Genomic DNA, 26,970 nt, shown 5'->3' on the forward strand with positions numbered 1-26,970 from the left:
CCCAATCATTGGCCAGTGGGCAAAAATACATTAATGAATCAGATTTTAAGGACTAATTCGCAATAAATAGCTAATTTTGAGTGCATGGCGTTGGTATATTTACGGGAGTTAGACAGTAACGTACGGTTTGCCATCTGGCGCATTGAGGAAACCGCCGACGAACTGATTGGCAGGCTGCAATTGAATGTCCGTGAACGGACTACTTTAAGCCGTTTGAATAAAGGCAAGCGTACGTTGCACTGGTTGGCAACGCGGGTTTTGCTGCGCGAAATGCTGGACACCACAGGTTATATCGATTGCCCCTCTGATGAAAACGGCAAGCCGTATCTGGCTAACTTTCCGCAGCGCATCTCGTTAACCCATTCTTTTGACTACGCTGCGGTGATGATGAGCAATAATGGGGAAGTGGGTATCGACCTCGAATTGGTGAAACCGAAGATTCTCCGCATAGCGGATAAATTCATGAAACCAGGCGAATTGGACGCTATCGGTAACGATCATGTCGAAAAGCTATACGCTTGCTGGTGTGCCAAGGAAGCCGTATATAAATTGCAAGGCAACAAAGGTGTGTCGTTCAAAGATAACATGACTGTGTTGCCGTTTGATTATCAAGAACAGGGAGTGCTACACTTGGACCTGAAAGCCCCCAACCGGAGTGAGCAGTTCAAGGTCTATTATGAACGGTTTCAGGACTACATGCTGGGATATGTAGTGGAAAACGCGCTATAATAATGCCCTGACCTGTTGAGCGGCATTCTCATTGTCTACCCTGTCGATAACGTGCATAATTTTTCCATGCTCGTCGATTACGAAAGTGGTGCGCAGGGTACCCATATATTTGCGGCCGAACAGCGTTTTCTCTCCCCATACACCGTATGTTGAAGCAATGTGATGATCGGCGTCGACCAGCAGGTGAAACGGGAGGGCAAATTTTTGAGCAAAATTGCGGTGCGAACGTTCGGTATTGATACTCACGCCGATAACCTCAAATCCATCGGCTTGCAAGGATTGGTAATGATCGCGGAAACTGCAGGCTTCCGCCGTGCATCCCGGAGTGTTGTCTTTGGGATAGAAGTAAAGAATCACCTTTTTTCCCCTGAAATCATGCAGGGATATGGTTTCTCCATGTTGGTTTTTGGCCGTAAAGGCCGGGGCCTGATCACCTACTTTTAATGCTGACATATAATTATCGGATAAAATTAGCTTCAAAAACCTGTTTGTTGTCTTTCCAGTCAATAACCTCCAGCCGGAATTGATGGCGGCCTTTTGGCAGGTCATGTTCAAAGTTGTGCCATAGCGACCGCGTTTTGGGGTCATATTCCATGAGTACCCAGTTACCGTTGATATAGCCGTTGAACGACTGTATGCCCGATCGATCGTCGGAAATCCTGAAATTGATCCGGCTGGTACTGCCTAAATCTCTGCCCTCACTGATGTTTTGAGGCTGGATGGTTGGAGGCAGGGTATCCACAGCGATGAAAAAACTGCCGAATTCGCGGGTTTTGGTGCGTACCCAGCCATTATCGAAATTACCGCCGTGGGATCGCCCTTCCATATCAACGATAATGGCTTTTGGTTTTAGGGCTTCTGTCAGCGTTTCGTCGGGTTTAATTTTCAATTCATAGCTTTGAAATAGCGGTGTGAACCGGTTGTGTACGTGCTGAACCAGAGAAAAGCCGCCTTTTGGCCGCGTACCTTGGTGATAGTTGAAATGCAGCCGGTCATAGAGGGCATCCGGCGGCATGATAATCTCGATATTTTCTGCGGTAAAACGGTTTTCCGTGCCGTAATGGAACATAGCCGTACCCGTGGTGCGCGGCCAAGGCGGTGTATAGGAAGGGTCGTTACGTACCTTGAAAGAATGCGTGCTGGTGTTGCCATGCACATCGCGTACCCGGTAAGTAAGTGTGTGTTCCCTGTTGTCTGTTAAGGTAATGCTTCCATCACCTTCCAGAAAATGATAGATATTGATGGGATTGTTGGGATCCTTAAAGCTTTTCTGTATCCGGTTTTTTTTTAATATATAATAGGGATAATCGATGTAAGCGTGGATGCTGCGCGACGTGGCAAAAGAGAGTTCTTCAAACAGGACGGTACTGATGGGTTTGCCATCGAGCAGCAATTCGATGGAATAGACACCATTGTTGAAGGATGTGCCGTTGTGGCGGTCTACGGTATTAATACCCACGCCAAAGCGGCCATTAACGGGAAGCACCTGGCTGCCTTGCAGGGACAGGTGCCTTCTTGGGGTGTGCTCACTGAATGGTTCGTCTGCCAAATCATAGAGCGTGATACCCCGGATAAGCGGCGGCAAATTATCGGGAAATTTCAACCCGAACAGCTGTGGATTCAATGGTGCTTCGGTTTTGGTGTCGCGGATTTCGAAATGTAAATGTGGCCCCTGTGAGCTGCCCGTATTGCCCGAAAGCCCTATCTGATCGCCTTTATTCACGGGGACGGCTTTTTCATCAAGCGGAAGATCGATATCAAAACGTTGTAGCTCGTATTGCTTGGCCTTGACAATAGCCGCCAGCGCCGGACTGAATTCGTGCATATGCAGGTATACACTGGTGAATCCATTGGGGTGGTTGATGTAAACTGAGTTTCCTCCGCCGCCAATCTGAACACGTACGCGAGACACATACCCTTCGGCCACCGCAAAAAGTGGCAGCCCGATCCGTTGTTGCGTGCGGTAGTCATCGCCGGCATGGAAATGGGTAGCACGCAGTTCGCCGAATGTGCCCGAGGCTTGCGGAGGAATGGCTAATGGGTTTCTGAAATACCCCTGCGGATAATCCCTTGTTTTAATGATTGGACTTTGCGCCTTTACGTAAAACTGCGTGAAAAAAACAAAAAAAGTGAGAAAAACAATATGGTTAATCTTCATGTATGGTACTACTTCACGTGAAAATGAAACATCCGTTGGTCGCCGATAAACCCTTCCAGGTAATCGCCTATGGCCACGGGGCCCACGCCTGCAGGCGTTCCGGTAAAAATAAGGTCGCCTTTGCGCAGCGTGATGTATTGGGAAACAAATACAAGGATGTCTTCAAATGAAAATATTAAATCCCCCGTGTTGCCGCGCTGCACGGTTTCCCCATTTTTATCTAACCGGAAGTCCAACGCATACAAATCGTTATAGGCCGTTTTCGGCAAAAGGTCGCTTACCGATGCTGAACCGTCAAATGCCTTTGCCAGTTCCCAGGGTAACCCTTTCTCTTTGTGGTGCTGCTGGATATCCCGCGCCGTAAAATCAATGCCTAAGCCAATGGCATCGTAATAGTTATGTGCAAATTTCGCGCCGATATGTTTCCCTTCCTTACACACCCGTAACACGATTTCCACTTCATAGTGGATGTTTTTCGAAAAATCAGGGTAATAGAAATCACGGTTGTCCTTCAGCAGGGCCGTGTCTGGCTTGAGGAATATCACCGGCTTTTCTGGTATGGGGTTGTTTAGCTCCTTGGCATGTTCGATATAATTGCGGCCGATGGCGATAATTTTCATAGAGACAAGGTATTTAACGCGAAGCGAAAATACAAAGATTAAGGGGATTGCTTGATTTTTTCGTATTGTTTAAGCTTTTTTTTACAAACATATTGGCTTAATTGGTGATTGTTTTTGTATATTCACCGATAGAGAAGGAGGTAAACTATGCAAACGTTAAATGCCAACTGGTTTATCGAAGTGCCCATTGATTTCGAACATAAGCAATATCAGTTACTGGCGTACTTGCAGCAGATTAACGCGCACTTTAACAAGACACAGCTTTATCCGAACCTGAACGACCTGATTTTCCATTACAATAACCTGAAAAAATTCAAGAAAGACAAGACCACGTTGGAGGCAGGTTTCCCTGTACGGCTGAGCAGCATCGATGTGGCGGCCGTGAAGATGACGTATGAAAAGATAGTCAACGACGATGCGATGATGCAAGAGATTGAACAGATCATCGCATATGCGGCCAATAAAATTAAACCGGCCATAAAAGAAGGGCAGGAGATACACGACTTTGTGGAGAGCCACCTCGCCATTTCTGAAGTAGGGGTTCGGCCATTGTATCCATTCCATGGTTACCTGTTATTGCGTAACGGCGATGAGAAAGGTATAGGGGTATATGAATACCAGGTGACCCTCTTTGAAAACCAACATGAAAAGTACAGGGGAATCCATACTACTTACATTACCCGATACGAGCGGCATTTCATATACAACACACCGGAGTTCATCCGAAAAGACTTGATTCACACGCGCCGGGAGTTGCCCAATCCGGCTGTGTATCACGTAGAAAGTGACATTACGTTTCCGGTGGAGAATACGCTGCTGCCCCTGGCGAAGAAAGCGCTGGTTAGAACGATTTCAGTATTGAGCTGATTGAATAACGCGTTTCCTTTTAGACGGGCTTTTCTATGCACAATAGGCCATTATCACTGATAGTGGCTTTTTTGTGCAAACCAGGGTATGTGGTAAAACATTTCTGCACAAGCGTTGTTTACCTCATACTACTAAAACACACAGCTAATTAATTATTCATAAATGAAGCGTTACAAGCGTCCTCCGCCATTGCTTGAACGTTAAAACGTTTTAGTAATAGCTATTTGGCTTTTGATTGCCATTGTTATACCGATAGGCTGGTCTTTAAATGGACCGGAATTGCTGGTTATTGCCGTGGCTTCGAAGAACAGATCACAATAGAAATATTAAAAACACACATTACCATGAACTACCTATTTTATATCCCATTGGGGCGCTTTGCGCCGACCTTACTGGCTGCAATTTCCGCGGCAGTTTTCATTCTTGGGGCCGTTGCGACTACAAAAGCGGAGGGCTTGTCATATAGTGGCCTTACTGTATCTGCTATCCAAAGAACCATTACAGGAAAAGTTGTCGGTGCGACAGACAGTTTACCGCTCACGGGGGTGAGCGTAGCGGTGAAGGAGACATCGAGGGGGACAACCACCGACGAAAACGGCCACTTCTCAATTGAAGCCTCGGAAGGTGAAGTACTCGTTTTCTCCTATTTAGGCTATAAGCGCCAAGAAATTAATGTTGGTAACCAACCCGTACTTGATGTAGTCCTCGCGTCTGATGACGCTGAAACGTTGGATGAAGTAGTGGTGGTTGGGTATGGCACGCAGCGGCGAAAGGAGGTGACCTCTGCCGTTGCCACCGTACGTGCTGAGGATTTCAATGCCGGCGGTGCACGGTCGCCGCTTGATCTTATTCAAGGAAAAGTAGCCGGATTAAGCATCACCCGCACACAAGGGAATAATCCCAATTCCAGTGCGGCTATCCAACTTCGAGGGATCACATCGATTACTGGTTCCCGCGCGCCGCTCATCGTCATTGATGGCATCCCGGGAGGAAGCCTGGATCTTTTACAGCAAGACGACATCGAATCATTTGACGTCCTGAAAGATGGATCTGCAGCGGCCATTTATGGAACGCGGGCAAATGCTGGCGTTATTCTTATCACGACCAAGAAAGGGAGAGAGGGACCTCCTCGTTTCGATTACTCGACATACATGCAACGGGAAGTGGTAGACCGCAAGCCCGATTTCCTGACTGCCGCTGATTTCCGGGACCTCATTGCACAGGGGTTGATCAATAGTGATCAAGACTTTGGTGCTTCTACTGATCTATACGAAGAATTGATCGACAGGCAAAATATGAGCCACTATCATAACTTTGCTGCTTCAGGCGGGTCGGCTAACACAAATTATCGGGCGTCTATCTTCTTCAATGACGCAAAAGGCATTGCAAAGCAGAGTAATCGGGAGCAATGGGGAGGGCGGATAAACATCAACCAACGCGGGCTGCAGGATCGGTTGAGTCTGCAGGTAAACCTCGCAGCAAACCTTAGTAAATCCAACTTGTTGGGTGGCGGGTTCAATAATTCAGATGACCCCAATGCGCGCATCACCAGCACGGGTGCTGACTTCGAACAGGCGGTGCAGCGGAATCCGACGGCTCCCATCTATAATGAGGACGGCACATTCCTAGAAACGCAAGGGTATAACAACTATAATCCGGTATCGCGGTTGGCAAACCGGATCGCTGAACGTAACCAGCAAGTTTTTTCAGGTGACGCAAGGTTGACACTCGATATCGTCGAGGGATTATCTGCCACGGCCTTTGGCTCTTACGTGCGCAATAATTTCAATGATCGCTTCTATCGATCGACAAACGACTGGGAACAACGCGAAGCGTCTGAATGGCAGGGCATGGCCTATGCTGCCAAGTGGAATGACCTTTCCTGGATCCAAACATTCGAGTCGACCATCGATTACAATACCACATTCGCCAGCGATCATTCATTTACCGCTTTGCTTGGCTACAGTTATCAATATGGAACCACTGAACGGTTTAACGTGAATAACAATGGCTTTACTACCGACGGTTTTCTGGATTGGAACTTGGGCGCGGGCAGCGCAATACAAAACACGGCCTTACCGAGGCCCGGAATGGGAAGTTTTAAAGACGATAATACATTGGTTGCTTTTTTTGGCCGTGTAAACTATGCCTATCAGGGAAAATATATGGTACAGGCCATTCTTAGGCGGGAAGGGTCTTCCCGTTTCGGTGCTAACCATAAGTGGGGGAATTTTCCATCGGTTTCGGCAGGTTGGACGTTAAGCGAAGAACCCTTCCTGCAGGATGTTCCGCAAATCAACGAACTCAAATTACGGGTAGGTTATGGTGTTACGGGTAATCAGGGAATACCCAATTACCAATCGCTTCTAACGCTGGGCACCGGAGGTGTTTATCCACAGGAAGGCGTTTATTACCAAACTTACGGTCCATCGCGTAACCCTAACCCCAATTTGCGGTGGGAACAAAAGGCTGAATGGAATTTCGGGTTGGACTTTGCATTGTTCAATAACCGGATTAGCGGTGCGCTGGATGTCTATGATCGGGAAACGAAGGATCTCTTATACAACTATAACGCTCAGCAACCTGCGTTTGTAAGGGATCTCATTTATACCAACGTGGGCTCTATCCGTAATTATGGCGTGGAGTTGCAGCTGTCGGCAGTAGCAATTCAACGAGACGATTTCAGGTGGAATATAGATTTTGCAGGAAACACGAATGCCAATAAACTAACCAAGTTGTCCAGCGAGCTTTTCCAAGCTAATTGGTTGGAGTTTGGAGGATTGCCTTCGCCGGGAAACTTAGGTAACGCTATCCGGTTGGAGGAAGGCGGCGCCATTGGGAACTTTTACGGCAAACGGTTTGCGGGATTCACCGATGATGGAGAATGGCTGTTTTTCAAGGCTGATGGGAGCACCGGGTCCGCGAGTGATATGAACGAAAACGACCTCACCGTTATCGGCAACGGTGTGCCTAAGTACAATGCTTCGCTGAGCAATACGTTTGTATACAAAAACTTTGATCTAACAATATTCTTCAGGGGAAAATTTGGGTTTGACATCCTCAATACGCAGGATCTGTATTTCGGAAATAAGCGGTGGTTGCCGAATAATCTGCTGCGTAGTGCCATTACCACGCATAACCAACTGAATGACGACCCACAGTACTCGGACTATTATATAGAACGGGGCGATTTTGTGAAGTTGGATAACCTCACGTTGGGCTATACATTCCCATTTAACTCTTCTTACGTCAGGAATATGCGGATTTACATTACCGGAAGAAATATCGCTACGATTACCGGATACAGTGGTATTGACCCGGAGTTACAGGATACCGGTTTCGAAACAGGGATAGATACCAGGGGTTTTTATCCCCGTACGCAGTCGTGGGCACTTGGGCTAATTGTTGGATTTTAAAAGGATACGGAAATGAAAAGTTATTTTAAAAACACGCGATACACAATCATGGCAGGCCTGATAGCAGTAACGAATGCCTGTACGAATTTAGATGAGACCTTATATAGTGAACTGAATAAGGAGAGCTTTTATAGTTCACGGCTTGAGGTCATGCAAGCGGCCCTTAGGCCGTTTACCCATATGCAAGCTTGGTTGGCGCCAACGGGGGGGAACGGGTACTATTACCACGCCGAATTATCGGCCGATCAGTTAGCATGGCCCCAGAAAGGGCGTCACGGGTATGACGGTGGTGACCATTTCAGGCAGCATTACCATACTTGGACATCCAATGAAGGGCGCATGCGGACGGCTTGGGTATTAATGTGGACCGGCGTGGGTTATGTTAATTCAGCGTTGGCAGATCTTAATGATGTGGATTATGCGGCCTTGGGTATCAGTGATGAGGAGATGGCGGCTATTTTAGCGGAACTGCACGTGTTGCGCGCCTTCCATTATATGAAAATCATGGAGCTTTGGGGCAATGTACCGATCGCTACAGAGGTGGCCGATGAACCTCACAATTTACCGACACGACCCCGGGAAGAAGTGTTTGAGTTTATTCAAACGGAATTGGAAACGTATGTGCCCCAGCTTTTGCCGTATTCAACGGAATTAACCGGTCGCGTATCGGCTGCGGCAGGTTATGCCATGTTGGCTGAGCTGTATCTTAATGCCGAGTACTTTGTGGGTAGGCCAATGTGGGATGAGTGTATAGCGGCTTGCGATAAAATCATCAACGGAGAAGCCGGCGGGCTGGGCGGGACGCCACGGTTAGCCGATAACCTGACGGAAACGTTCAGCAATACGAATCAGCAAGCGTCCGAATCGCTTTTTCAGTTTGCCTACAGCCGCCAAGGTGGGTTTGTGTTCGATTGGGGGGGCTTTTTCATGGGCTATGACTATATGCGCGAGGTACTGGACGTGGGATATGGCGGGTGGAACGCCTTTGTAGTTATCCCGACGGCGTTTGACGCTTATGCCGACAATGACCTGCGGAAGGCGGAATGGTTTCTGTTCGGACCGCAGTATAAGTACGGGACAAACGAACCGGTGCTGGGAACCGAAGAATGGGCGGATCAACCAATTGTATTTGTCAATTCCATACGGCGTGAGAGCGAGGGCGATTTAACCAGCGACGGCAGTATGGCCGAAGGCGAAGAGAATAGCGGTGCGCGATTTCATAAATATAAAAGCGGACGGCTGAGTGATCCCAATTACCGAGAGAACCACTACATTATCTATCGTCTCACGGAAATCTATTTCAATAAGGCAGAAGCCATCATGCGTAGGAATGGTGGTACGGCAACGCAGGAAGCGGTTGATTTGGTCAATGCTTGCCGGGAGCGAGCATTTGTCCCTGAAGACTGGCCTGAGGCCCAATATACGACGGCTACGCTGACCATGGACGAATTGCTGGCGGAGCGCGGAAGGGAGTTTATCTTTGAAGGCAAGCGTCGTACGGATATTATCCGTTTCGGCCGGTTTACAGATGGCTCGTGGTGGGATCATGAACCAACAAATGATCCGAATAAAGAAATCTACCCGATTCCGCATACCCAGATTGCTATGAACCCTAATCTTGAGCAGAACCCGGGTTATTAGATTTCTGATGATTTTAGCCGGTAAGTGTTAACCACTTACCGGCATTTTTATTATATTAGCACCGTACAGCGGAGTACGGTAATTTTGCTGGCCAACTAGAATAAACATAACATACGCTAAAACAATTTATTTAAATGAAAAAGAACAGCGAATCAAAAGCAGGCACATCCCGCAGGGACTTCATTAAGGCGGGCACTGCGGCTGCGGCGGGTTTCATGGTTGTACCACGGCATGTGTTGGGAGGCGCAGGTTTTGTGGCCCCCAGTGACAAATTGGTGATAGCAGGCATCGGCGTAGGTGGCAAAGGCGAATCGGATCTGAAAAGTTTTCATGATAGCGGAAAGGCTGAGATTGCATACCTATGCGATGTGGATGACCGCCGGGCGGCAGGTTCGGTACAGCGTTTTCCGAAAGCTAAGTACTATAAGGATTTCCGGGAAATGCTGGATAAAGAACACAAGCACATTGACGCGGTTTCAGTGTCGGGCCCTGACCACAACCATGCTATTCACGCACTGCCCGCCATGCAGTTGGGCAAGCATGTATATGTGCAAAAACCATTAACCCATGATGTTTACGAAGCGCGTGTGCTGACAGAGGCAGCGAAGAAATATAAGGTGGTTACCCAAATGGGGAACCAAGGGGCATCCGGCGATGGTGTACGGATTATGCGTGAGTGGTTTGATGCCGGGCTGATTGGTGATGTGCACACCATTTATACTTGGACAGACAGGCCGGTATGGCCGCAAGGTATACAGTGGCCTGCCCAAAAGGCAGAAGTTCCCAAAGAACTGGATTGGGACCTTTGGTTGGGTACGGCACCCTATAAAGATTACGTAGATAAACTTGTGCCGTTCAATTGGCGCGGATGGTGGGATTACGGCACGGGTGCATTGGGTGATATGGGCTGCCATATCATGGAAGCCCCTTTTAGTATATTGGGGCTTCAGTATGTGAAAGATGTGCAGGCCAGCGTTGGCACGGTATACGTTGATGAATTTAAAAGGGGCTACTTCCCTGAAAGCTGCCCGCCTTCGAGCTATGCGGTGTTGACTTTTCCCAAAACGGACAAAACTCCGGGCGACGTGAAAATCCATTGGATGGATGGAGGTATCCAACCGGAGCGGCCGGAGGAACTAGGGCCGAATGAGGTGTTCGGTGATGGGGGCAACGGTATTCTGTTTGTCGGCACCAAAGGAAAAATGATGGCTGGATGCTATGCGGAAAACCCTAGGTTGCTACCCACTTCGCTAACTGAACAGCATAAATTGCCTGTGAAATACGAAAGGGTACCGGGCGGTGCTTCCGGGCATTATGCACAATGGGTGGAAGCCTGTATCGCGGGGCATGGCAAGAAGGAGGTTAGCTCACCGTTCTCCATTGCAGGACCGTTGACCGAGGCGCTATTGATGGCAAACTTGGCTATCCGCGGATCTGATTTGCGTATAGACAACCGCTATCCCGGCAGGAACCTCAAGCTCATCTGGGATAACCAAAATATGAAAGTGGTTAACTTTGATGAAGTAAACCAATTCGTTAAACGAGAATATCGCCAAGGCTGGGAGTTGCCGACGGTATAACTTTTTTCTTGGCCGGGCTTTACCGGGAAGGTTAATAAGCAGGATTCTCTATGGGAATCCTGCTTATTTTTTGCATCAGTAGTCTCCTGCTTTTTAGCAAAAAGCCCATACAGGCGCGAGATATGTCGCTGACTGTATGGGCAGTCCCCTCAGGGGCAATAGTCTTCTTTTGGCTGTTTAGATAGCGATAGAAGTATCCAACGCGAAATCCTCGTCACGCAGGTGCACGATTTCCATGGCCTTTTCGTAGTTGGTGGACTTTTTGGAAAAGAAATCATGTTGGGTGGTTTCTACGTTGAGACCGTTCAACACGATAGGGTTTACCCGCTTGACTTCAAAAACTGGTTCGAAGCCTAAGTTCATCAGCGCCTTATTGGCATTGTAACGGACATATTCCTTTACTTCCGCTGTAAGGCCCACATCCGTATAAATTTCTTCGGTATATTTCAGTTCATTCTCATAGAGGTCGTTGAGCAAAGCCAGAAGCTTTTCCTTGGATTTCTGTGGGTCGGGTAATTTTTTATAGACGTCTTGTGCCAGCAGCCCCACAAATACGCCATGAATGGACTCATCAGCAACGATTTTCTTAATGATATCAGCGCTTGCCACCATATGGCCCTGTCCGCATAACCATAAGGGGATAAAGAAACCGCTGTAGAATAAAAATGATTCCAGCAGTACAGAGGCGCACAGCCCCATAAATAAGTCTTCTTTGCTGATATCCGTTTCGGCCAGTTTGCGGTAATACTTGTCGATGGTAGCTGCCTTGAATTGGAGATATTTGTTGTTCTGTACCCAATTGAAGATGTCCTCGATATCTTGAGAAGTGGCTACTGTTGTAAAAATGGTAGAATACGATTTGGCGTGAATCGCTTCCATCATACCCATGTAAGCCAGTACGGCCTTGTTCTGTAATGACTCTACGTGATCGATGATTTTGGGCATGCCGGTATGGCTTTGAAGCGTGTCAAGCAGGGTGAGACCACCCAGGGCCTTTTTGTAACATTCACGCATTTCAGGTGATAATGCCTTCCAACTGTCGATATCTTTGGAGGGGATATATTCCGTGTCTATCCAGAATTGCTTGATGTTCTGCTCCCAAAACATCAGTGCATAATCATTTTCAGGCGCGTTCCAATTGACGGCTTTATATTGTTTCATATTCCGTTTTGGTTAAGTGGTATATGTTTGATTCCGTTCCTATGCTGAACACGACACGCATTCGTCAATGGTCGATTTGCGTGTACGGGTATAGTACAGTGATTTCAATCCAATTTTGTGGGCATAAATGTAGTACCTTGCCAAGTCGCGTGTCGTATCTTTTGAATTGGTATGTAAAATAGTAGAGATGCCTTGGTCGACATGCCGCTGGATCACCGATATGAGTCGCAGCACTTTCATCTGATCCATATCGTACGCCGATTTATAATAGAAGTAGTTTTCATTTGTTAGGTACGGCATGGGGTAATACGTGGTGCTGTCGCCATATTCGCGTACTTCGATAGTATCTACGATAGGCATTACCGATGCGGTGGCATTCATAATGTACGAGGTCGACTGGTTGGGTGCAATGGCGATGCGGTAGGCGTGGTAGACGCCGTGTTCCATGACCTGTTGTTTCAATACCTTCCAGTCTTCTTTGGTAGGAATGTCAATGCCGGCGAAGAGCTCGCTTACTTTGATGGTGGTAGGGAAGTAATCTTGTTTAGCATACTTATCGAAGTAGGAGCCGTCCGCGTAAGCTGTCTTTTCAAAGCCTTTGAATGTGGTTTTGCGTTCGCGGGCTATTTCCATGGAAGCTTGAAGCGAATAGTAGTTGACCATCATGAAAAAGACGTTGGCAAAGTCCATGGCTTCTTCGCTCTCGTACATGATGAAGTTCTTCGCAAGGTATCCGTGCAGGTTCATCGCGCCCAAGCCCACGCTGTGCAATTCGCGGTTGGCCTTTTGGATAGACGGCACCATGGCAATGTCTGTTACGTCAGATACCATGGTGAGTGCGCGCATGGCGGTTTTGACTGCCTGTTCAATGCGCTTGTTGTCCATTACTGTTGCAATGTTGAGCGATCCTAAGTTACACGAGATGCCATAACGGATGGTGTCTTCCTGTCCATATATGTTAATATCTGACACCTCTGAAACTTGCATGATTTCTGTGCATAGGTTGGAAAATTTCACTTTTCCGATGCCATTCAGTGCATGCTGGCGGTTGGCGTTTTCCTTAAAAAAGATATAAGGATAGCCGCTTTCCTTTTGGATCTGAGCGATTTTAACCAGTAAGTGCCGGGCATTTACCTTCCGTTTCTTGATTTTCGGGTTGGTGATAAGTTCGTCATACATTTTATCCATATCCAGTTCATCAAGATACTGGCCATATTCCTGCATTACCGTGTGCGGGGAGATGAGGTAACATGGTTCGTCTTTGGCGGCCAGTTCCATGAACTTATCTGGCACGATAACACCGATGGAAAGCGACTTGATGCGGACTTTTTCATCCACATTGATTTTTTTGCAATCCAGGAATTCCTCGATATCAGAGTGGAAGATGTTGAGGTATACAGCCCCCGCACCCGGGCGTTGGCCAAGCTGGTTGGCGTAAGAAAAAGTGTCTTCCAGGATCTTCATGATGGGCAGTACCCCGCCGGCACGCCCTTCAACCCCTTTGATGGCTTCGCCCCGGGCCCTGATTTTGGAAATGTTAAACGATACCCCGCCTCCAATGGACGACAGTTTCATCGCAGAATCCACAGCATAACCGATGCCATTGAGGTTGTCTCCAATTTCGTCAAGGAAACATGAGACCAATTCGCCGGAACGCTTTTTTCCCGCATTGAGAAAGGTAGGTGTAGCGGGCTGGTATTCTTGGTTGATGAGCAGTTCGGCATATTGCAAGGCACGGTCTACGCCTTCGTGGCGTGCGAGGAAGAGGGAAACGGCCGCCACGCGATCCTCGTAGCGCTCCAAAAACTTCTCGCCGGAGTCGTCACGCAAGGCATAGCTCTGGAAGAACTTGAATGCACTCATGAACGAAGGAAACCGGAACTTCTTGGCGTTTATGAAGTTGTACACCCGCTCCATCTCTTCGAAGGTAAACCACTCATAGAAATTGATGTAGTAATTATGTTCGATGAGGTAATCTATCTTTTCCTTTAGCGTATAAAAGAATACCGTATTTTTATTGACGTATTCCAGAAAGTAAGCGCGTACGGCTTCCTTGTCCTTATGCAGGCTGAACTCGTCATCATGCTTGACCATGATTTCGTTATTGAGCAAAATCCAGCTCTTGGCTACCTCGTTTGTTACCATAATGTTTCCTTGCTTTAATAATACCGATAAATTCGTTAACGTCTTCGTTGGTTCCCGATAGCTCGAATTTAAACGCCAGCGGTATACCGTATTCGTTTGCAATCTTGTCCCCCGCCAGTGCAAAGTTGCTTCCCCAGTTCCGGTTTCCGCTTGAGGATACGGAGCGTAGATACGGGCTTGCATACTGCAGGAACGCTTTGGTAGTTTCCGGCACTTCCCCGAACCGTGTGGTGAACGTTACCAAATGCCCTTCATGCGTTACTTCTATATCCGGATGGATTTTTTGGATCATCCAGCCCGTCAATTCAGCCACTTTTTGCATGAACCGCTCCACGTTGCCCGTTTTGCTATCGTAATATATCCACTCCATGTTGCAAACCTTTTAGATGGTAAACCCCCACGTGTCGAGGGGGCTTTTGTTGCTGTAAAACAGCCTATTGCTGACAACGGCCTGCATAGCAGGCCGCAACTACTGGGATTGGGCTGTTTACTGCATCATGATAGCAGATAGTTCCTCCGGCTTGAACCCGATGATTCGCTGGGTTTCTTGACCTTGGTCCAGCACAATAACCGTAGGTACGGTGCGTACCTTGTATTGAATGGCCAATTCCGGTTTGTCAAACGGATTTACTTTTTCGTAAGTGATACCCTTGCGGTCAAGAAATTCGGACACTTGATTGCAAGGTGCACAGTCGTTTTTTTCAAATTTAATAATCCGTGTCATAGCGATAAGTTTTATATTCAACACCAAACCGGTTTCCGAGAGTCTTTCGGACAGCCGGTAATTTTACCCGTAGTGGTTGGTAAGTTGAAGCCTTGAACAAATATCAGCTATTTAAATCGGGCGCGGTAGCAATTGTTATCAACAGATGTTGAATTATTCACATTGTGGATAATTTTTGTGAGGTTGATTTTCGTTAAGTTTTTGGTAATGAGTCGTTTGTTTTGATGCTTTGATTTCTTTTGTCGCGTGACGTGGATAACTGTCCGGCTATTTCGGTATATTTATTGCATCAATTACAGGTTATGCTAAGGAGTCGATTTTGGCTTAAATAAGATATTCAAATAACGTTGGATCTTTGTTCACTTCCTTGAAATCAAAACGGTGTTCACGCATCCGTTCAACTAATTGAGGATAGTCTTCAGCCTTTTGCAGTTCAACACCCACTAAAGCCGGTCCGCGCTCACGCTGGGTTTTCTTGATGAACTCGAATCGGGTGATGTCGTCATGTGGTCCGAGCACTTCATTAACAAACAGCTTGAGCGCACCAGGACGCTGTGGAAAGCGGACAATAAAATAATGCTTTAACCCTTCATAGAGCAGCGAAAGTTCCTTGATTTCGCCCATCCTATCAATGTCGTTGTTGCCGCCGCTCAAGATACATACCACTGTTTTGCCCCTGATTTCATCTTGGTAGCCATCCAACGCAGCGATGGCGAGTGCACCTGCTGGTTCGGCTACGATGGCGTCTTTATTATATAGTTCGAGAATAGTTGTGCATATTTTCCCTTCCGGGACGAGATGGACACCATCTAACAATTGACTGCAGTATTGATAAGTGAGGTTACCGATACGTTTTACTGCGGCGCCATCAACGAAACGGTTGATTTCATCGAGTGTTATCGGGCCGCCGTGTGCCAACGCGGCCTTTAACGATGGGGCGCCCTCGGGTTCCACTCCGAACAATCGGATGCGGGACTTTGCATTGCGCAGATAGGTGCCGGTTCCGGAGGCCAGTCCGCCACCCCCAATAGGGATAATTACGATGTCGGTATCCGGTTGGTCACGCAGGATTTCTACCCCTACCGTGCCCTGTCCTTCAATGATGTCCAGGTCATCAAACGGGTGGATGAAAGTCAGTTCATGTTTGGCGCAATATGCCAAGGCTGTTTGCTGGCAGTCGTCAAACGTATCGCCTGTAAGTACAATTTCAATATAGCCATTGCCAAACATTTCGGTTTGATTGATTTTCTGCTTTGGGGTAGGGCTCGGCATAAAGATAACGCCTTTGATACCCAGTTTTTTGCATGAGAAAGCCACGCCTTGGGCGTGATTTCCAGCGCTGGCGCAAACTACTCCCTTGGAACGTTCGGCATCGGTCAGTTTACTGATTTTGTTGTAAGCACCCCGCAGTTTATATGAACGTACGAGTTGGAGATCCTCTCGCTTGATGTATACCGATGCACTATACTTTTCCGATAGCCGCTGGCTGAATTGCAAAGGGGTAGGATTAATTACCCCTTTTAAGCGGTCAGCTGCCGATTCGATGGCTTGGTTCATTGCACGGATGCTGCAATTCCTGTAGCGAGGCTTACTTGTGCAGCCAGCCAATCACCGACTTCGCTGGTTTTATAGGCTTTATTATTGCCAGCCAGATCCTCGGTAACTAGTCCTTCAGCCAGTGATTGGTTGACCACGTCGCGGATGAGTGCGGCCTCTTTTTTAAGCCCGAACGCATCTTCAAACATCATGGCTGCAGAAAGCACGGTGGCCAGCGGATTGGCAATGTCTTTACCAGCGGCTTGCGGGTAAGAGCCATGGATGGGTTCAAATAGGGAAGTATGGATGCCGATAGAGGCCGAAGGCATTAAACCCATGGAACCAGAAATTACCGACGCTTCATCTGTGAGAATATCGCCGAACAGGTTTTCGGTAATCAACACATCATACGATGACGGCCATTGTACAAGACGCATAGCCACCGCATCGACAAATTCGTAGCTGACCGTTACTTCGGGGAATTCTCTTTCCATATCCTGCACTGTTTCCCGCCATAGGCGTGAACTCTCCAGCACGTTTGCTTTATCTACACAGCATAGCTTTTTGCGCCTGTTCATTGCCATTTCAAAGCCCAGTTTGGCCAATCGCCGTACCTCATCGCGCGTATAAGTACACGTGTCGAAGGCGGTTTCGCCGCCATCTTTACGGCCGCGTTCACCGAAGTAAATACCGCCGGTCAGTTCACGGAGGATAATCAAATCTGTTCCTTCGATACGCTCGCGTTTCAAAGGCGAATTATCGATTAGGGAAGGGAACGTGAAGGTAGGTCGTACGTTGGCAAACAAGCCAAGTTTTTTGCGCATTTTCAGCAGTCCCTGCTCGGGGCGCACGGGAGCTTTAGGGTCGTTGTCGTAACGGGGATGGCCGATTGCACCAAACAATACCGCATCCGCAGCCATACATATTTCGTGTGTCGATTCGGGGTACGGATCACCAACTTCATCTATGGCCGCAGCTCCTGTTAATCCGAAGGTCCAGTTTACTTGGTGGCCGAACTTGACGGCCACTGCATCCACTACTTTTACCGCCTGTTCAACCACTTCCGGTCCGATTCCATCGCCAGGCAACAGCGCTATATTCAATTTCATTGTGTAAAGTTAAAAGTCAATGTAAAAAAAAACAAAAGTATCTTTGTTTATGCATGCGTAGCTTCCAGTTGCTCTACGTGCAGGATGATGTTAAGCATTTTCTGGGTGGCCTTTATGGCCGACACAGTTTGATCGGAATCCAATCCCCGTGTTGAAAATGTCCGGTCGCCCGCCTCCCAGGTGATAGTCGTTTCGCAGAGCGCGTCCGAGCTACTTCCGGGGGCAATGCGTACGTTATAATCCACCAAGCTGGGCAGCCGGATGTTGTTTTTTGAATATGCCATCGTCAGCGCGTTCATGAAGGCGTCGAACTGTCCGTCGCCTTGGGCATGTTCTTCAAAAAGCTGGTCATTGATGCGCACGGCAATGGTTGCTGAAGGGCGGAGGCCTTTGGCGTGAGTCAACACATAGGACTCTATCAGAATTTTTTCTTCATGCGCCTTTGTAGCCAATACGTCGGAAATAATATAAGGCAAATCTTCCGTAGTGACCGTTTCCTTTTTGTCACCGAGTTCGATGACCCGTTGCGTTACTTTCTTCAGATCGTCTTCATTCAGCTTAAGGCCGAGTTCCTGCAAGTTTTTTTCTATGTTGGCCTTTCCGGAAGTCTTCCCCAGCGCATATTTGCGTTTGCGGCCAAATCGCTCGGGCAATAGGTCATTGAAGTACAGGTTCTTTTTATTGTCGCCATCGGCATGGATACCCGCCGTTTGGGTAAATACGTTATCGCCAACGATGGGCTTGTTTGCAGGTATCCTTACACCGGAAAAGTTTTCCACCAATTTGCTAACGGTATAGATGGCCGATTCATTCACGCCGATGACAGTGCTGGCGAGAAAATCATTGATAACAGCTACTGTGCTGGCTAAAGGAGCGTTGCCGGCCCGTTCGCCCATGCCGTTGACGGTAAGGTGCAGGCCGTTGACACCGGCTTTGACTGCTTCAAGCACATTCGCAGTACCGAGATCGTAGTCGTTGTGCGCATGGAAATCGAAGTGCACCTGCGGATAGCGAGCCCGTAAGTCTGTAATATACTCGAACGTTTGGGCAGGGGTAAGTACGCCAAGCGTGTCGGGTAGCATAATGCGTTTAACGGGTTGTGTTACAAGGAAATCCAGGTACTGTAATACATAATCTGGAGAATGACGCATCCCGTTGCTCCAATCCTCCAGGTATACGTTGGTGGCCATTCCGTGTTTCACCGCCTGCTCGATGACGTCTGCTACCTCCTCGAAATGTTGCTGAGGCGTTTTCCGTAGCTGGTACTTTAGGTGGTTCAGCGATCCTTTGGTCAGCAGATTCTGTACCTTTACTCCTGTTTGTTGCATCCACTCGATGGATATTCCACCATCCACAAAGGAAAGGACCTCGATGCGATCCAAACAGCCGTTTCGGGCCGCCCATTGGGCGATGAGCTTTACGGCCTCAAATTCCCCCTGTGACACGCGGGCGGAGGCCACCTCTACGCGGTCGACCCGGAGTTCTTCCAGCAGTAACTGGGCTATTGTGAGTTTTTCAGAAACCGAGAACGACACGCCCGAGGTTTGTTCACCGTCGCGCAGTGTCGTATCCATGATTTCGATTTTCCTGCTTTCCATGTGTTATAAGGGAAGGGTTTCCGCAAAGCGCTGTATATCGGATTTGATGTTAAGCAAGTAGTCGATATCATCGAATCCATTCATCATGTTACCCTTTTTGTAGCTGTTGATATCAAACGATTCTTTTTCACCGGTAGCCAACAGGGTAACGGTCTGTTCGGGCAGGTTTACCTCCAATTCGGTATCCGGATTGGCATAAATTGCCGCGAATATCCTTTCAAGGAATTCAGGGCTTATCTGCACAGGCAGCACACCGATGTTGAGGCAGTTGCCACGGAAAATGTCGGCGAAAAAGCTGGATATCACGCACCGGAAGCCATAGTCATAAATAGCCCATGCAGCGTGTTCACGGGAGGAACCCGAGCCGAAATTTTTTCCGCCGACAAGGATTTTTCCCTTGAATGTGGGATCATTCAATACAAAATCCTGCTTAGGGGTATTGTCGGGATTATACCTCCAATCGCGGAAGAGGTTGTCGCCAAAGCCTTTGCGTTCGGTGGCTTTCAGGAAACGTGCTGGGATGATTTGGTCAGTATCTACGTTCTCTATAGGAAGCGGTACCGCCGTGCTTTTCAATATGGTGAAACTATCGTATGCCATTTTCTATTGTTGTAAAAGGGTTCTCGGATCGGTTACTTTTCCAGTTACGGCTGCCGCAGCGGCTACCAGCGGGCTGGCCAGCAATGTGCGTGCTCCCGGCCCTTGGCGGCCTTCAAAGTTGCGGTTTGAGGTGCTTACAGCGTATTTCCCGGCGGGAATTTTATCTTCGTTCATTGCCAGGCAGGCCGAACATCCGGGTTGGCGTAGCGTAAAACCCGCCTCGGTCAGAACCTCAAGGATACCCTCTTTCTTAATTTGTTCTTCCACCACGTGTGAACCCGGCACAAGCCATACGGTGACATCATCAGCCTTGCGCTTGCCCTTTACGAGTGAAGCGAATGCACGGAAATCTTCTATGCGGCCATTGGTGCAGCTTCCCACGAACACGTAATCTACTTTCTTGCCCATCATCGGTTCACCTTCATGAAAGCCCATGTAGCCCAACGACTTTTCAAAGGTCGCTTTTGCTTCTGTTACTTGTTCAGCTTTTGGAATTTCCCGTGTAATACCAATGCCCATACCCGGATTAGTGCCGTAGGTGATCATGGGCTCGATTTCTGATGCGTCAAAGGTGAATTCTTTATCAAATGTGGCGTCGTTGTCCGTTTTCAGGGTTTTCCAATATTCCATGGCTTTGTCCCAGTCGGCACCTTTCGGGCTGAACTCCCTGTCTTTGATGTAATTGAACGTGGTCTCATCCGGAGCAATCATTCCACCACGGGCGCCCATCTCGATGCTTAGGTTGCAGACTGTCATCCGGCCCTCCATGCTCATCTGTTCAAATACGTCGCCCGCATATTCCACGAAATGCCCGGTAGCCCCCGAGGTGGTCAGTTTAGCGATGATAAACAGCGCTACATCTTTAGGCAATACTCCTTTGCCTAGCGTTCCGTTGATGGTGATACGCATTTTCTTGGGTTTAGGCTGCATGATGCATTGAGTTGCAAGCACCATTTCCACTTCCGATGTGCCGATACCAAAGGCTATGGCGCCGAAAGCACCGTGCGTAGACGTATGGGAATCGCCGCACACAATGGTGGCTCCCGGTTGGGTAATGCCATTTTCCGGCCCTATCACGTGTACAATGCCATTTTTATAGTGGCCTAATCCCCAATGCCTGATTCCGTGTTCGCGCGTGTTTTCTTCGAGCGCTTTCAGTTGATTAGCAGATAAGGGGTCCTGCACTGGCAGGTGTTGATTGAGCGTTGGTGTATTGTGGTCGGCTGTGGCGAAGGTACGTTCGGGGTACAGCACCTTAATGCCGCGTTTTTTTAGTCCAAGGAACGCCACGGGGCTGGTCACTTCATGAATCAAGTGACGGTCAATGAACAATACATCTGGCCCCCCTTCGATCTTGCGCACCACATGTGCATCCCATACCTTATCAAATAATGTCTTACTCATTTTGTATAGTTGTTGTTTTCGTTTTTTTAGCTTTATATACGTTTAAGCGTTATGCTATAATGCCCGCAGCTAAATAAATTTATTCAGTGCATCCAGGTAGGCATTGGCAGATGCACGCACGATATCGGTGCTAAAACCATATCCCATATAAGATTTATCATCGTATATCACCCGCATGTCCACCTTGCTTACATCATCGCTGCCACCGTGGATGGAGTGTATGTTAAACTCTTTGATTTCAATGTGTTTTCCGATAATATCTTCAATGGCTTTGATAGTTGCGCTCACGGGGCCATTACCCGAGGCTGTAGCTTCATGTTCAACGCCTTTGTAGCTGAGCCTGATGGTTGCTTCCGGAACCTCCTGATCGCCTGTTTTTACCTGGAGTGCATTAATGGCCAGTCCGTTTTTGAAGCTTTCCTCGGTTTTGTCTCCCATCAGTTGCAGGAGGTCGTCATCCTTCAGTTCCTTTTTTTCATCGGCCATTTCGAGGAAACGTTGGTATACCTGGTCAAGATCGATGCGGTCTATGGTATAGCCTAACCGCTCCAAGTGGTGTTTCAACGCATGACGGCCGCTACGGGCAGTCAATATGATTTCCGATTGGTCAATCCCTACATCTTCGGGATTGATGATTTCATAATTCTCGCGGTGTTTAAGTACGCCGTCCTGATGAATGCCAGAGCTGTGTGCGAAGGCGTTTCTGCCAACGATAGCTTTGTTGGGTTGCACAGGCATACGCATCATGCGGCTTACCATCCCGCTAAGCGGATACAATTGCTTGGTATTGATGTCGGTATGGAGGTTGAGCGATTGGTGTGTCTTGAGGATCATGACCACCTCCTCCAGTGAGGTGTTGCCGGCACGCTCACCAATGCCGTTAATGGTGCATTCTACCTGTCTCGCACCGTTCTGCAATCCAGCAATACTGTTTGCAGTAGCCAAACCAAGGTCATTGTGACAATGTACAGAGATGATGGCTTTATCGATGTTTTTAACGTTTTCTTTCAGGAACCTAATTTTAGCACCATACTGCTCAGGCAAACAGTAACCGTTGGTGTCTGGAATGTTTACTACCGTTGCTCCGGCTGCAATAACAGCTTCAATCATCTTAGCTAAGTACTCATTGTCAGCCCTTCCGGCATCCTCCGCATAGAATTCGATGTCTTCTACAAAAGACTTGGCATATTTCACTGCTTCAACGGCCCGTTCGAGGATAGCCTCGCGTGTGCTATTGAATTTATACTGTATATGGGTGTCGGATGCACCGATACCGGTATGTATACGGGGCCTTTTGGCGTATTTCAGCGCTTCAGCCGCACGGTCTATGTCGCCTTTATTGGCCCGGGTAAGTGCACACACGGTAGGGTGTTTGACGAGTTTGGATATCTCTACGACACTGTTGAAGTCGCCCGGGCTGGATATCGGGAAGCCTGCTTCGATGATGTCTACGCCCAGCGCTTCCAACGCTTCGGCGATAATGAGTTTCTCCGGCGTGGTCAGCTGTGAGCCGGGCACCTGTTCGCCATCGCGAAGCGTCGTGTCAAATACATAAATGCGGTTTGGATCGTGTAACATGTTTTCCAATGTTTTTTAATGAGCGGTGCCGTCCGAACGGAAGGCACCGCCATTGAATGATATGAGAACGTGATTAAACCTCTGTCGGCTGATTTTCTGGGCGCAGGCTTCTTACAGCTGCACCAGCCTGCCACATTTCACTTTCACGCAGTTCTTTCAGTTCCTCCTCCAGTTTCACCCGGTAGTCAGGTTGGCTATTGCTGTCAATGGAGCGCTGCGATTCCTTGCCGGTAGCCACGCTTTCGTACAGTTCTTTGAATACGGGAGCAGTTGCATCCCGGAATTTCTTCCACCAGTCCAGTGCACCGCGCTGTGCAGTGGTTGAGCAGTTGGCATACATCCAGTCCATGCCATTTTCGGCAACCAACGGCATGAGTGATTGGGTGAGTTCTTCTACCGTTTCATTGAAGGCTTCGGAAGGCGAATGGCCATTGTCGCGCAACACTTGGTATTGGGCAGCAAAGATCCCCTGAATGGCTCCCATCAATGTGCCCCGCTCGCCAGTCAGGTCGGAATAAACTTCTTTCTTAAAATCCGTTTCAAACAGGTAACCACTGCCCACCGCGATGCCCAGTGCAATTACGCGGTCGCGCGCCTTGCCGGTTGCATTCTGGTAAATAGCAAAGCTGGAGTTAAGTCCGCGTCCTTCCAGAAACATCCGGCGCAGTGATGTGCCTGATCCTTTCGGTGCCACAAGGAATACGTCAACGTCTTCCGGAGGGATAATGCCGGTTTGTTCGTTGAATGTAATGCCGAAGCCATGCGAGAAATATAATGCCTTACCTGGAGTAAGGTGTTTCTTCACGGTAGGCCACAACGCTATCTGCGCCGCATCGCTGAGCAAATAGCAGATAATCGTACCCCGCTCAAGCGCTTCCTCGATTTCAAACAACGTTTCGCCGGGTACCCAGCCATCTGCGATAGCTTTATCCCAGGTTTTTGAATCCTTGCGTTGGCCCACGATAACGTTGATGCCGTTGTCTTTTTGGTTTAATGCTTGTCCGGGACCCTGAACGCCATATCCGATCACAGCGACTGTTTCATGCTTCAGTACTTCCTGAGCTTTTTCCAAAGGAAACTCTTCGCGGGTCACTACGTCTTCCTCGACTCCCCCAAAATTGATTTTTGCCATTTTCTGCTTTTGTTTTTTAAACGTGTAAAATTAACTTATTGGTTTGTAGTTAGCGGTTAATGCAGCTAAAAAGCTACCGCTAAGTTACGATTTTAATTTGTTTCCTTCCAATGCTTTTCGGATGCCTTGGGCATACCCGAAATGGAGATTATCGTGCGCCAGCGATGCAGTAAGAACTTCTTCAATGGTATTCATCGTCAGACTGTAAGTCGACGTAGCAAACGGGCTGATGTTTGCGAACAGCCCATTCCGGTAATCCTGTATCAGTTGGTCGATGCTCGCCGTAGCCTGTGTCTTCAGGATGTCGATTTCCTCCCGGTTAATCCATTTCTCAGGTATTGTGCCTTTGGTATAACCGTCTAAAAAGGGGATTTCCCTATTGGGCTGCACGCCCGTACGCCGGTAACATAATCCCTGCGTACTGACCACGATATGCCCAAAATTCCAACCGATGTTATTCCGGAAACCGGATGGCACGGTATTAATGGCCTCAATATCCAGTCTATCGACCAATTCTGCAAATACCTCGCGCGTACGTTTAATGTATGTAAAGATTAAATCCACGATGTCCGTTACCTCATCATTACATGGTAAACACTTTGTCTTGTTTATCAAGATACCGGTTTTCCACTACTTCAGCGGCAGGCTCGGCTTCTTCAAACTCTTTTAGCTTTTTGTGGAATCCCTCACTATGTTTGATGATCGCTATCCGGGCACTGCGCACAAACTCAATCAGGTTATATTCGGCGAGCGCCTCCGTAAGTGCATCGATTTCTTCGCGGTGACCGGCCGTTTCAAATACCGTATAGTCATTGCGGATTACCACGGCACTGGCACCGTATTGCCGGAGCAGGCGTTCTACCGGAGCTTTTTCGGTAACGACACTGGTCGGCACCTTATATAGAGCCTGCTCTTGCCAGATGACCTCATCATTGGTGTTATAATAAGCCTTCAGCACTTCTACCTGTTTCTCGATTTGCCGGCAGAGTTTGCGCACCACATCTTCCGTTTCCTGAATGACAATGGTAAACCTGTGAATGCCTTCGGCCTCTGACGGCGACGTGTTGAGACTTTCGATATTGATTTTGCGTCGCGAGAAAATTGTAGAGATGCGTCCGATCATTCCGATGGAATTCTCCGTATAAAGGGTGATGGTATATTCTTGCTTTTCCATGCTATAATCCTCCATATTTTATTTCAGCCGGATTTCCGCTACACTGCTTCCTTGAGGAACCATGGGAAATACGTTGTTTTCCTTGCCTACCATCACTTCCAGAAGGTAAGCGCCGTCGTGGGCGAGCATATCGCTGAGCGCTTGTTTGAGGTCTTTGCGCTCACGGATACTTCTGCCCGGTATGCCATATCCTTGGGCAACGGTGACAAAATCGGGACTGGTAATATTAACAAATGAATACCGCTTGTCGTGGAAGAGCTGCTGCCATTGGCGCACCATACCGAGGAACTCATTGTTAAGAATCAAAATCTTCACCTTGGCACCAAATTGCATAATGGTTCCCAGTTCTTGGATGGTCATCTGGATGCCACCATCGCCGATGATGGCGACCACGGTCCTGTCCGGAGCACCGTACCATGCCCCTATGGCTGCGGGCAAGCCGAAACCCATGGTGCCCAACCCACCGGAAGTCACGTTGCTTTTGGACCGGTTGAATTTCGCATAGCGGCAGGCAACCATCTGGTGCTGGCCTACATCTGTTACAACAACAGCCTCTCCACCGGTGAGGTCGTTAAGGATCTTGACCACTTCGCCCATGGTCATGATGTCTGTCGTAGGATTAAGCTCTTCTTGGATGACTTCTTTGATTTCTTCCTGCTCCAGCTTACGGAAATGTGCTAACCATTCTGTATGTTCCCGGGATTCGACCAATTCGGTAAGCAGGGGCAGCGTTTCTTTGCAGTCGCCCCATACCGGTACGGCGGTTTTCACGTTTTTATCTATTTCAGCTGGGTCGATGTCGAGGTGAACAATCTGCGCTTGTTTAGCGTATTTATCCAGGCGGCCCGTTACACGGTCATCGAAGCGCATGCCAATGGCGATAAGCACATCGCATTCGTTGGTCAGCACGTTAGGTGCATAATTGCCGTGCATGCCCAGCATACCAACATGAAGGTGGTGGTCTGTTTCGAGGGCGCTTAAGCCCATCACGGTCGCCGCGGCGGGGATGCCGGCTTTTTCTATAAACGCCTTAAACTCGGCTTCTGCCTTGCCCAAAATAACACCTTGACCAAACAATACAAAGGGGCGTTTCGCCTGGTTGATTAGTGCTGATGCCTGTTCGATGTATTCCTTGCGCACAATGGGTTTGGGGCGATAGCTGCGGATATGATGGCAAGGTTTATAACCTTCATATGCAAACAACTGCAACTGCGCATTTTTTGTGATGTCTATCAGTACCGGGCCCGGTCTGCCGGTCCGCGCAATATGGAAAGCCTTGGCCAGGGCCATGGGTATTTCGCAGGCATCGGTTACCTGATAGTTCCACTTTGTTACAGGAGAGGTAATGTTAATCACGTCAGTCTCCTGAAATGCATCGGTGCCGAGCAGGTGCGCGAACACCTGGCCGGTTACGCAGACAATCGGATTGCTATCAATCATGGCGTCGGCCAAACCGGTGACCAAATTGGTCGCTCCGGGTCCGCTGGTGGCAAAAACCACGCCCACGCGCCCGGACGTACGGGCATAGCCCTGTGCGGCGTGGATTCCTCCCTGCTCATGGCGGACGAGGATATGCCTCAGCTTGTCGTTATAATCATACAGCGCATCGTATATAGGCATAATAGCGCCGCCCGGATAACCAAATACCGTATCCACACCTTCGCCCAACAGGGCTTCAAGCACTGCTTGGGAGCCACTGATTTGTGTTGTCGGCCTGTTTCCTTGCTGTGTGGTGTCTTTTGCGATTTCCAGCGTATTCATCATGTTCGCTTTTTTGTTTTTCAATTTTCTTGATGTT

The 26,970-nt window shown here is 48.4% G+C and carries 22 protein-coding genes; 5 read left to right on the forward strand and 17 right to left on the reverse strand.

Annotated features, from left to right (window positions below):
* Positions 1-84: 84 nt before the first annotated feature.
* Positions 85-729 (forward strand): 4'-phosphopantetheinyl transferase family protein, encoded by a 645-nt coding sequence (locus tag BM030_RS00940; protein WP_090970157.1) that lies wholly within the window; start codon positions 85-87, stop codon positions 727-729.
* Here BM030_RS00940 and bcp read toward each other — a convergent pair.
* The 3 genes from bcp to BM030_RS00955 are packed head-to-tail and all read right to left on the reverse strand — an operon-like array spanning position 724 to position 3,507.
* Positions 724-1,182, reverse strand: coding sequence for a thioredoxin-dependent thiol peroxidase (gene bcp / locus BM030_RS00945; protein WP_090970159.1), 459 nt, complete (start codon positions 1,180-1,182; stop codon positions 724-726). The two genes, BM030_RS00940 and bcp, sit on opposite strands and share 6 nt — an antisense overlap.
* A gap of 4 nt (positions 1,183-1,186) precedes the next feature.
* A complete protein-coding gene (locus BM030_RS00950) occupies positions 1,187-2,887 on the reverse strand; it encodes a M23 family metallopeptidase (RefSeq protein WP_090970162.1) in 1,701 nt (566 codons plus the stop codon).
* A gap of 8 nt (positions 2,888-2,895) precedes the next feature.
* On the reverse strand, positions 2,896-3,507 hold the full coding sequence (locus tag BM030_RS00955) for a fumarylacetoacetate hydrolase family protein (RefSeq protein ID WP_090970164.1): 612 nt from the start codon (positions 3,505-3,507) through the stop codon (positions 2,896-2,898).
* A gap of 147 nt (positions 3,508-3,654) precedes the next feature.
* Here BM030_RS00955 and BM030_RS00960 point away from each other — a divergent pair, with 147 nt between their 5' ends.
* From BM030_RS00960 to BM030_RS00975, 4 genes are all read left to right on the forward strand, one after another.
* Positions 3,655-4,374, forward strand: a complete 720-nt coding sequence (locus BM030_RS00960; protein WP_090970167.1) for a hypothetical protein — start codon at positions 3,655-3,657, stop codon at positions 4,372-4,374.
* A gap of 344 nt (positions 4,375-4,718) precedes the next feature.
* Entirely contained in the window at positions 4,719-7,790 is a 3,072-nt protein-coding gene (locus BM030_RS00965) for a SusC/RagA family TonB-linked outer membrane protein (RefSeq protein ID WP_090970924.1), read from the forward strand.
* A 48-nt stretch (positions 7,791-7,838) separates the two neighbouring features.
* Positions 7,839-9,431 (forward strand): RagB/SusD family nutrient uptake outer membrane protein, encoded by a 1,593-nt coding sequence (locus BM030_RS00970; protein WP_244518584.1) that lies wholly within the window; start codon positions 7,839-7,841, stop codon positions 9,429-9,431.
* Positions 9,432-9,565: 134 nt separating this feature from the next.
* On the forward strand, positions 9,566-11,011 hold the full coding sequence (locus BM030_RS00975) for a Gfo/Idh/MocA family protein (RefSeq protein ID WP_090970172.1): 1,446 nt from the start codon (positions 9,566-9,568) through the stop codon (positions 11,009-11,011).
* A gap of 177 nt (positions 11,012-11,188) precedes the next feature.
* Here BM030_RS00975 and nrdF read toward each other — a convergent pair whose 3' ends face one another.
* The 14 genes from nrdF to ilvB form a co-directional block, all read right to left on the reverse strand.
* Positions 11,189-12,172 carry a class 1b ribonucleoside-diphosphate reductase subunit beta gene (gene nrdF, locus BM030_RS00980; RefSeq protein WP_090970174.1) on the reverse strand — a complete coding sequence of 328 codons (984 nt, stop codon included), beginning with the start codon at positions 12,170-12,172 and terminating at the stop codon, positions 11,189-11,191.
* Positions 12,173-12,211: 39 nt separating this feature from the next.
* Positions 12,212-14,317 (reverse strand): class 1b ribonucleoside-diphosphate reductase subunit alpha, encoded by a 2,106-nt coding sequence (gene nrdE, locus BM030_RS00985; RefSeq protein WP_090970176.1) that lies wholly within the window; start codon positions 14,315-14,317, stop codon positions 12,212-12,214.
* Positions 14,274-14,687, reverse strand: a complete 414-nt coding sequence (nrdI, locus tag BM030_RS00990; RefSeq protein WP_090970178.1) for a class Ib ribonucleoside-diphosphate reductase assembly flavoprotein NrdI — start codon at positions 14,685-14,687, stop codon at positions 14,274-14,276. Before nrdI ends, nrdE begins: the two co-directional genes overlap by 44 nt.
* A gap of 117 nt (positions 14,688-14,804) precedes the next feature.
* Positions 14,805-15,041 (reverse strand): thioredoxin family protein, encoded by a 237-nt coding sequence (locus tag BM030_RS00995; RefSeq protein WP_090970179.1) that lies wholly within the window; start codon positions 15,039-15,041, stop codon positions 14,805-14,807.
* Positions 15,042-15,365: 324 nt separating this feature from the next.
* A complete protein-coding gene (gene ilvA / locus BM030_RS01000) occupies positions 15,366-16,598 on the reverse strand; it encodes a threonine ammonia-lyase IlvA (protein ID WP_090970181.1) in 1,233 nt (410 codons plus the stop codon).
* Positions 16,595-17,686, reverse strand: a complete 1,092-nt coding sequence (leuB, locus tag BM030_RS01005; RefSeq protein WP_090970183.1) for a 3-isopropylmalate dehydrogenase — start codon at positions 17,684-17,686, stop codon at positions 16,595-16,597. The genes ilvA and leuB overlap by 4 nt, the downstream gene beginning before the upstream one ends.
* A gap of 47 nt (positions 17,687-17,733) precedes the next feature.
* On the reverse strand, positions 17,734-19,284 hold the full coding sequence (locus BM030_RS01010; protein ID WP_090970185.1) for an alpha-isopropylmalate synthase regulatory domain-containing protein: 1,551 nt from the start codon (positions 19,282-19,284) through the stop codon (positions 17,734-17,736).
* 3 nt (positions 19,285-19,287) lie between these two features.
* Positions 19,288-19,884 carry a 3-isopropylmalate dehydratase small subunit gene (gene leuD, locus BM030_RS01015; RefSeq protein ID WP_090970187.1) on the reverse strand — a complete coding sequence of 199 codons (597 nt, stop codon included), beginning with the start codon at positions 19,882-19,884 and terminating at the stop codon, positions 19,288-19,290.
* 3 nt (positions 19,885-19,887) lie between these two features.
* Positions 19,888-21,288 carry a 3-isopropylmalate dehydratase large subunit gene (leuC, locus tag BM030_RS01020; RefSeq protein WP_090970189.1) on the reverse strand — a complete coding sequence of 467 codons (1,401 nt, stop codon included), beginning with the start codon at positions 21,286-21,288 and terminating at the stop codon, positions 19,888-19,890.
* 69 nt (positions 21,289-21,357) lie between these two features.
* Positions 21,358-22,866, reverse strand: a complete 1,509-nt coding sequence (locus BM030_RS01025) for a 2-isopropylmalate synthase (protein WP_090970191.1) — start codon at positions 22,864-22,866, stop codon at positions 21,358-21,360.
* Positions 22,867-22,939: 73 nt separating this feature from the next.
* Positions 22,940-23,998 (reverse strand): ketol-acid reductoisomerase, encoded by a 1,059-nt coding sequence (ilvC, locus tag BM030_RS01030; protein ID WP_090970193.1) that lies wholly within the window; start codon positions 23,996-23,998, stop codon positions 22,940-22,942.
* A gap of 84 nt (positions 23,999-24,082) precedes the next feature.
* Positions 24,083-24,562, reverse strand: a complete 480-nt coding sequence (locus tag BM030_RS01035; protein WP_244518585.1) for a DinB family protein — start codon at positions 24,560-24,562, stop codon at positions 24,083-24,085.
* A gap of 19 nt (positions 24,563-24,581) precedes the next feature.
* Positions 24,582-25,172 carry an acetolactate synthase small subunit gene (gene ilvN, locus BM030_RS01040; protein WP_090970929.1) on the reverse strand — a complete coding sequence of 197 codons (591 nt, stop codon included), beginning with the start codon at positions 25,170-25,172 and terminating at the stop codon, positions 24,582-24,584.
* 18 nt (positions 25,173-25,190) lie between these two features.
* Positions 25,191-26,933, reverse strand: coding sequence for a biosynthetic-type acetolactate synthase large subunit (gene ilvB, locus BM030_RS01045; RefSeq protein WP_090970931.1), 1,743 nt, complete (start codon positions 26,931-26,933; stop codon positions 25,191-25,193).
* Between the last annotated feature and the right edge of the window lie 37 nt (positions 26,934-26,970).

This window comes from Parapedobacter composti, assembly GCF_900112315.1.
Lineage (GTDB): Bacteria > Bacteroidota > Bacteroidia > Sphingobacteriales > Sphingobacteriaceae > Parapedobacter > Parapedobacter composti.

Coding starts and splice junctions, on each gene's coding strand:
- BM030_RS00940 (WP_090970157.1), top strand. CDS start 85: ATGGCGTTGGTATATTTACGGGAGTTAGACAGTAACGTACGGTTTGCC.
- bcp (WP_090970159.1), bottom strand. CDS start 1,182: ATGTCAGCATTAAAAGTAGGTGATCAGGCCCCGGCCTTTACGGCCAAA.
- BM030_RS00950 (WP_090970162.1), bottom strand. CDS start 2,887: ATGAAGATTAACCATATTGTTTTTCTCACTTTTTTTGTTTTTTTCACG.
- BM030_RS00955 (WP_090970164.1), bottom strand. CDS start 3,507: ATGAAAATTATCGCCATCGGCCGCAATTATATCGAACATGCCAAGGAG.
- BM030_RS00960 (WP_090970167.1), top strand. CDS start 3,655: ATGCAAACGTTAAATGCCAACTGGTTTATCGAAGTGCCCATTGATTTC.
- BM030_RS00965 (WP_090970924.1), top strand. CDS start 4,719: ATGAACTACCTATTTTATATCCCATTGGGGCGCTTTGCGCCGACCTTA.
- BM030_RS00970 (WP_244518584.1), top strand. CDS start 7,839: ATGGCAGGCCTGATAGCAGTAACGAATGCCTGTACGAATTTAGATGAG.
- BM030_RS00975 (WP_090970172.1), top strand. CDS start 9,566: ATGAAAAAGAACAGCGAATCAAAAGCAGGCACATCCCGCAGGGACTTC.
- nrdF (WP_090970174.1), bottom strand. CDS start 12,172: ATGAAACAATATAAAGCCGTCAATTGGAACGCGCCTGAAAATGATTAT.
- nrdE (WP_090970176.1), bottom strand. CDS start 14,317: ATGGTAACAAACGAGGTAGCCAAGAGCTGGATTTTGCTCAATAACGAA.
- nrdI (WP_090970178.1), bottom strand. CDS start 14,687: ATGGAGTGGATATATTACGATAGCAAAACGGGCAACGTGGAGCGGTTC.
- BM030_RS00995 (WP_090970179.1), bottom strand. CDS start 15,041: ATGACACGGATTATTAAATTTGAAAAAAACGACTGTGCACCTTGCAAT.
- ilvA (WP_090970181.1), bottom strand. CDS start 16,598: ATGAACCAAGCCATCGAATCGGCAGCTGACCGCTTAAAAGGGGTAATT.
- leuB (WP_090970183.1), bottom strand. CDS start 17,686: ATGAAATTGAATATAGCGCTGTTGCCTGGCGATGGAATCGGACCGGAA.
- BM030_RS01010 (WP_090970185.1), bottom strand. CDS start 19,284: ATGGAAAGCAGGAAAATCGAAATCATGGATACGACACTGCGCGACGGT.
- leuD (WP_090970187.1), bottom strand. CDS start 19,884: ATGGCATACGATAGTTTCACCATATTGAAAAGCACGGCGGTACCGCTT.
- leuC (WP_090970189.1), bottom strand. CDS start 21,288: ATGAGTAAGACATTATTTGATAAGGTATGGGATGCACATGTGGTGCGC.
- BM030_RS01025 (WP_090970191.1), bottom strand. CDS start 22,866: ATGTTACACGATCCAAACCGCATTTATGTATTTGACACGACGCTTCGC.
- ilvC (WP_090970193.1), bottom strand. CDS start 23,998: ATGGCAAAAATCAATTTTGGGGGAGTCGAGGAAGACGTAGTGACCCGC.
- ilvN (WP_090970929.1), bottom strand. CDS start 25,172: ATGGAAAAGCAAGAATATACCATCACCCTTTATACGGAGAATTCCATC.
- ilvB (WP_090970931.1), bottom strand. CDS start 26,933: ATGAATACGCTGGAAATCGCAAAAGACACCACACAGCAAGGAAACAGG.